Source organism: Streptomyces sp. NPDC127119 (assembly GCF_042677425.1).
In the GTDB taxonomy this organism is placed as follows: domain Bacteria; phylum Actinomycetota; class Actinomycetes; order Streptomycetales; family Streptomycetaceae; genus Streptomyces.
Genome location: NZ_JBHXTO010000119.1, coordinates 22,661 through 29,054, shown reverse-complemented (window position 1 = coordinate 29,054; position 6,394 = coordinate 22,661). Strand labels below are relative to the sequence as shown.

Annotated in this window: 5 protein-coding genes and 2 pseudogenes; 2 read left to right on the top strand and 5 right to left on the bottom strand. The window is 71.4% G+C overall.

What is annotated here, in order from left to right:
- Positions 1-69 precede the first annotated feature (69 nt).
- Positions 70-1,242, bottom strand: coding sequence for a thiolase family protein (locus ACFVH5_RS34125; protein WP_385837547.1), 1,173 nt, complete (start codon positions 1,240-1,242; stop codon positions 70-72).
- 121 nt (positions 1,243-1,363) lie between these two features.
- Here ACFVH5_RS34125 and ACFVH5_RS34120 point away from each other — a divergent pair, with 121 nt between their 5' ends.
- On the top strand, positions 1,364-1,858 hold the full coding sequence (locus tag ACFVH5_RS34120) for a winged helix-turn-helix transcriptional regulator (protein WP_385837546.1): 495 nt from the start codon (positions 1,364-1,366) through the stop codon (positions 1,856-1,858).
- A 21-nt stretch (positions 1,859-1,879) separates the two neighbouring features.
- On the opposite strand, the pseudogene ACFVH5_RS34115 reads toward ACFVH5_RS34120, so the two are convergent.
- The 4 genes and pseudogenes from ACFVH5_RS34115 to ACFVH5_RS34100 all read right to left on the bottom strand — a co-directional run.
- A pseudogene (locus ACFVH5_RS34115) lies at positions 1,880-2,164 on the bottom strand (cupin); the annotation flags it as partial.
- Between the two features lie 175 nt (positions 2,165-2,339).
- Positions 2,340-2,786: pseudogene (locus ACFVH5_RS34110) on the bottom strand (cupin domain-containing protein); the annotation flags it as partial.
- Positions 2,783-3,727 carry a PmoA family protein gene (locus ACFVH5_RS34105; protein WP_385837545.1) on the bottom strand — a complete coding sequence of 315 codons (945 nt, stop codon included), beginning with the start codon at positions 3,725-3,727 and terminating at the stop codon, positions 2,783-2,785. The pseudogene ACFVH5_RS34110 and the gene ACFVH5_RS34105, both read right to left, overlap by 4 nt.
- A complete protein-coding gene (locus ACFVH5_RS34100; protein WP_385837544.1) occupies positions 3,724-4,989 on the bottom strand; it encodes a Gfo/Idh/MocA family protein in 1,266 nt (421 codons plus the stop codon). The genes ACFVH5_RS34105 and ACFVH5_RS34100 overlap by 4 nt, the downstream gene beginning before the upstream one ends.
- A gap of 306 nt (positions 4,990-5,295) precedes the next feature.
- On the opposite strand from ACFVH5_RS34100, the gene ACFVH5_RS34095 reads away from it, so the two are divergent.
- Positions 5,296-6,171 (top strand): undecaprenyl-diphosphate phosphatase, encoded by an 876-nt coding sequence (locus ACFVH5_RS34095; protein WP_385837543.1) that lies wholly within the window; start codon positions 5,296-5,298, stop codon positions 6,169-6,171.
- Positions 6,172-6,394 lie beyond the last annotated feature (223 nt).

Here is a 6,394-nt window from a genome sequence, read left to right as displayed (position 1 = left end):
GGCGCAGCCCCGCTTTTCAGGGGCGCGGGGAACTGCGCGACAAGCCCCCACCGGCCCGCACCCGGCCCATCACCGCAACCCCTCCAAGACCATCGCGTTCGCGAGCCCACCCGCCTCGCACATGGTCTGGAGCGCGAACCGAGCCCCACGCCCCCGCATCGCGTGCACGAGCGTGGTCGTCAACCGCGTCCCGCTCGCCCCGAGCGGATGCCCGAGCGCGATCGCCCCGCCATGGACGTTGACCTTGGAAAGGTCGGCCCCCGTCTCCTGCCGCCAGGCGAGGACGACACTGGCGAACGCCTCGTTGACCTCGAAGAGGTCGATGTCGTCCAGGGTCAGCGAGGCCCTGCGCAGCACCTTCTCGGTGGCGGGCACGACCCCCGTGAGCATCAGCAGCGGATCGGACCCCGTGACGGCGAAGCTGTGCAGCCGGGCCAGCGGCCGGAGCCCGAGACGGGCCGCGGTCTCGCTGGACGTGATGAGTACGGCCGAGGCCCCGTCGTTGACCGGGCTGGCATTGCCCGCGGTGACGTTCCAGTCGATCTGCGGGAACCGCTCCCCGAATGTCGGGTCGTAGTAGGCCGGTTTGAGCCCGGCCAGCACCTCCACCGAGCTGCCGGGCCGCACGCACTCGTCGCGCGTCACCCCGTCCAGGGGCGCCACCTCCGCGTCGAACAGCCCTCCCTCCCACGCCGCCGCGGCCCTGCGGTGGGACTCCACCGCGAAGGCGTCCATCCGCTCGCGGGAGAGCGACCACTTGGCCGCGATCAGCTCGGCGCTGATGCCCTGCGGGACGAGGCCCTCGGGATACCGCTGGGCGACTCCGGGCCCGAAGGGGTCCTTGCCCTCCGGCACGTTCGACCACATCGGCACCCGGCTCATGGACTCCACCCCGCAGGCCACGACCAGGTCGTACGCCCCCGAGATGACTCCCTGCGCCGCGAAGTGCACGGCCTGCTGGGAGGACCCGCACTGGCGGTCCACCGTCGTCGCGGGCACCGACTCGGGGAAGCCGGCGGACAGGAGGGCGTACCGGGTGGTGTTCATGGCCTGCTCACCGACCTGGTCGACGGTCCCGCCGATGACGTCGTCGATGAGCGCGGGGTCGACACCGGACCGTTCGGCGAGCGTACGGAGGGTGTGGGCGAGGAGTTCCACGGGGTGGACGTGGGCGAGCGAACCGTTCGGCTTTCCCTTGCCGATCGGGGTGCGTACGGCTTCGACGACGACTGCGTCACGCATGGTCTGGCCTCCTGGGAGTAGACGACTCCGAAGAAGGTGGGTTTGGATTCTCAACCCACTAAGTGACTCCACAGTAACCGAGTGGGTTGGAAGAACCAACCCACCACGTAGACTGGACCGCATGAAGGACGCCCGCCCCTGTTCGATCGCCGGCACGCTCGCCCTGGTCGGCGAGAAGTACTCCCTGCTCGTGCTGCGCGAGGTGTCTCTGGGCGCCACCCGGTTCGACCAGCTGGCCCGCAACATCGGCGCTCCGCGTGACGTACTGACGACCCGGCTGAAGCGGCTCGTGGACGCGGGGCTGCTGGAGAAGGTCGCCTACAGCGAGAAGCCGCCACGCTTCGAGTACCGGCCCACCCGGGCCGGTCTGGAGCTGGAGCCGGTGCTGCTCACGCTCATGGCGTGGGGCGACCGCCATCTCAACGACGGCGATCGCCCCATGGTGCTGGAACACTTCGGCGGCGACACCGGCGGTCGCACGACCGGGCACGCCGTCGGCCACGAACTGGTCCCGGTCGTCACCTGCGCGGAGTGCGGCGAGGAGGTCCGCCACGACGACCTGACGGCCCACCCGCAGGCCCCGGGCTGGACGGTCACGGGGCCCGCGGTGGTCTGAGCGCGCGGTGAACCGGGGCGCCTACTCCCCCGGGTACACGTCCAGCCGCCCGCACATGCCGAACTTCCCCCGCGCCGACGGCTGCTCGGCCCGTACGGCCGCGGCGGCGAGGTGGGACACGTCCCCGCGCTCCAGCCGGTCGAGCTGGTCGCCCGTCGCCGCGGCGGCCGCCTCGGCACCGCGCCGCCACCGCTCGCGCCACTCGGCGAGCCGAGGCCGTACGAGGGCCGCGGCGGCCCGGTGGAAGGCGGCGAGGGCCTCGGGCCCGTCCGCCTCGCGCAGCGCCCGGTAGCCCCTGAGGGCTAGGGCCTGTCTGACAATTCCCGTCGTCGCCCGCAGGGCGGCCGGGCGGCGTCAGGTGCGTGCTCTCGCCGTGCCGGGCGCAGAGCCTCGTACTGGACGTACTTGGCTCTGTGCCCGGTGCGGCGAGAGGGCGTGCATGGCGTCGCCCGGCAGACGGGAATGGTCAGACAGGCCCTAGGTCGCGCCGGGTCCGGGCGAACCGCTCCTTCTCCGCCTCGGGCGCGTCCGCCGGGACGACGGTCGCGGCGGCGTACGTCTCCGGGTCGGTCAGGTACTCCGGCGGCAGCGTCAGTACCGCGTCGCCCGCCTCCGGGAGCCCGCTGTTCTGCATGAGGACGGTGATGCGCAGGTCGTCCTCGTTGACGAGCCGGTGGATCGTGCCGGGCGTGAACCAGGCCACCGTGCCCGGCGCGAGCGGCGTGACCTCGTACCCGGAGGCCGTCAGGGTCTGCACCGCGCCCCGCCCGCCGGTGACGACGTACGCCTCCGAACAGGTCAGATGGAGGTGGGGAGTTCCGCCGCACACCCCGTCGTCGGCGGGCCAGTCGTAGACCGAGAGATGCGAGACGGCGACCCCGCCGGGCAGGCCGGCAAAGCCCTGCGACGCATCCTCGGCGCCGCTCACCACGGGTGCTCCGCCAGGTACTCGGCGATCTCCTCGCGCTCCCGGACGCCGTCCGCGACGACGACGCGGTAGCGGCGGGTGAGCGTGTCGCCGGGCGCGAGTTCCAGCTCGTCGAAGAAGGCGAGGGAGGGCGCGACGGCCGCGAAGGGTTCGTTGCGGACGAACCAGTGGGCGGGGTGGGCGCCGCCCTCGCCCGTGTGATCGTTCTCCGGGGCGTGCGCGAAGACGAGGGTGGCGTGCCCGTCGGCGACATCGTGCTCGGCGGAGTACGCGAGCCAGGGCGCCTGCTGCCCCATCAGGCCGGGGCCCTCCGCGTCGGGGCCGATGATCCGCCCGTCCCGGAAGCCGCGGGGACCGCGCCAGAACAGGCCGGTGTATCCGGCCATCTCCCGCCCGGCCGTCGTGGGACTGCCGAACCGCAGGGGCTCGTCCCGGCGGTTGGCGACGGAGGTCGTCCAGGTCAGCGCCCACGAGCCGGACGCCGGGTCCACGTCGTGCACCTCGATGCGGCGCTCCTCCTCCGCCCAGAGCGAGCCGTCGTACGGATGCCAGGTGAGCCGCTCGGCGATGACCGCGCCGCCCGCACCGGTACTGTCCGCCTCGACCCGGTCGAACGTGACGTGTGCCATCGAGCCGACGCGCTCGGGGAGTTCGAGATACCCCTCCCCGTGAACGTATGTGTTGCCGCCCCACAGGTTCGCCCCCGACAGATGCGAGGCGGTCATCTGCAGGCCCTTGTGCCAGCGGTGGTCGTTGGGCCGGTAGTCCGTGACAACGTTGCCCGCGAGTGTCCTGAGCGGATGCAGATACGGCTTCGGGGCCTCCCAGGGCGCCTCCGGACCGTACACATAGCTGAACAGCTCCACGCCGGAGGTGGGTTCGGTGACCGTGACGCGGTCACCGTGGGCGTGGACGACGCGCAGGCCGCCTCGTGCGGTCATGCCGATGCCTCCTCGTACGTGGCGGGTGTCGCGGGTGTCGCGGGGTCCCAGCCGGGCGCGCCCCCGTGCAGGGCCGTGTAGTAGGGGTCGCCGGGGCCGATCTCGCCGGCGCGGACGGTCGTGTCCGTGAACGCCGACTTGTAGAGCGCGGTGATCAGTTCGAGGCTGGTGCGACCGTCGGTGCCGCTGCTGCGCGGACGCTCCCCCGCGCGCATGCTCGCGACGAGGTCGCGCAGCTGGGCCAGGTGCGAACTGGGCACGTCCGTACCGAAGTCCCGCCACGCCGCCACGTCCTCGGCGGGCGCGTCCGGGGCCGGGGTGATCCGCCAGTTGTCGTTGCCGTGCCCGTAGAGATGGGTCAGTTCGACCGTCGCGCGCTCGCAGTCGATCCGGATGCGGCTCACCTCGTCCGGGCTGAGGACGCTGTTCACCACGGTCGCGAGGGCGCCGCTCCCGAAGCGCACGAGGGCGGTGGAGACGTCCTCCGTCTGCACGTCGTGCACCAGGCGCCCGGCCATGGCCCGCACCTCGCTCCACGGTCCGAGCAGGTCCAGCAGGAGGTCCATCTGGTGGATGCCGTGGCCCATGGCGGGGCCGCCGCCCTCGGTCTCCCACTTCCCGCGCCAGGGCACGGCGTAGTAGGCGGCGTCGCGGTACCAGGTGGTCTGACAGTGGGCCACCAGGGGGCGTCCCATGGCCCGGTCGGCGATCAGACGGCGTACGTGGCGCGCGCCGGAGCCGAAGCGGTGCTGGAAGACGATGGAGGCGTAGGGGCCGCCGTCGGTGCCCTCATGGGCCTCCACGGCGTCGAAGTCGGCGAGGGTCGGCACGGGGGGCTTCTCGCACCACACCCAGGCACCGGCGCGCAGCGCGGCGACGGTCTGCTCGCGGTGCAGGGTCGGCGGGGTGCAGACGGAGACGAGGTCCGGGCGCTGTTCCGCCAGCATCCGGTCGAGGTCGGTGTAGCCGTGCGGGACACCGCCGTCGGCGCAGAAGCGCTCGACCGCGTCGGCGTCGATGTCGACCGCGGCGACGATCTCCACCTCGCCCTCGGCGGCGAGGGCGGCGAGCGCGGGCAGATGGCTGCCTGAGGCGATGGCTCCGGTGCCGATGACGGCGGCCCTGATACGGCGGCCGTCGAGCGGGACCGCGGACCGCCGCTCGCGCACGGCGCTCCGGTGTCCCGTGCTCTCGTGTGCGGTGTCCTCGTGCTCGGTGTGCTCGGTCGTCTTGCTGGTGGTGGCGTCGCGGGCAGTACGCATGGACGGGATCAGCACTCCATCGGACGTGACAGCGGATCTGGCGGACGCCTGCCCGTCACGGTGACCTTGAGCCGGCCCCGCGACAGCAAGCGCTTTCACTCCTCGCGGAAACGTAAGCGGCACATCGTCGCGGGTCAACACCCTCGCCACCTCGCACGACCGTCTCCGGGGAGGCCCTGTCGTCACGCTGTCACCCGGGGGCGCTACGCTGCCCCGGACGCGCCTGATCACCGCAGACCACAACAGGGCACGTCCGTCCGCCCATTCGCTGCGCTCCCGCCATCAGCACTTGGATCACGTAACTTCATGTCTTGGTTTGAATCCCTCATCCTCGGACTCGTCCAGGGGCTGACCGAGTTCCTGCCCATCTCCTCCAGCGCGCACCTGCGGCTCACCGCGGCGTTCGCCGGCTGGGAGGACCCGGGAGCGGCCTTCACGGCGATCACGCAGATCGGCACGGAGATCGCGGTGCTGATCTACTTCCGCAAGGACATCGCACGGATCATCTCGGCCTGGTCCCGCTCGCTCGTGAACAAGTCGATGCGCAGCGACCACGACGCCCAGATGGGCTGGCTGGTGATCGTCGGCTCGATCCCGATCGGCGTGCTGGGCATCACCCTCAAGGACCAGATCGAGGGGCCGTTCCGCGATCTGCGCATCACCGCGACCACGCTGATCGTGATGGGCATCATCCTGGGTGTGGCCGACCGGCTCGCGGCACGTGACGAGTCCGGTGGGAAGCACCGGGCCGCGGTCGAACGCAAGTCGCTCAAGGACCTGAGCGTGAAGGACGGCCTGATCTACGGCTTCTGCCAGGCGATGGCCCTCGTCCCGGGCGTGTCCCGCTCCGGCGCCACGATCAGCGGCGGCCTCCTCATGGGCTACACCCGTGAGGCCGCGGCCCGTTACTCGTTCCTGCTGGCCGTCCCGGCGGTGCTCGCCTCCGGCGTGTTCGAACTGAAGGACGCCAGCGAGGGCGGCCATGTCTCGTGGGGCCCCACGATCTTCGCGACGGTCATCGCGTTCGTGGTCGGTTACGCGGTCATCGCGTGGTTCATGAAGTTCATCACGACCAAGAGCTTCATGCCGTTCGTCTACTACCGCATCGCGCTCGGCATTGTGATCATCGTGCTGGTCGCCACGGGTGCGCTGAGCCCGCACGCGGCGGAGTCGTCGGGCTGACACGCACCTCCGCGTACAGAGGTACGCGGAGGCACAGAGGTGTCGCTCCACAAGGTGGTGCACAGAACGAAGCCGCCCGCATGGTTCCCCCGTGGCGGGCGGCTTCGTGCTCGGCGTCCGGAGATCCGGCTCGGCGGCGGCGACGTAAGTGTCCTGGGCCGCTGGACGACACCGGCGCGAGCCGGTGACGGGATTCGAACCCGCGTTTCTCTCTTGAGAGGAG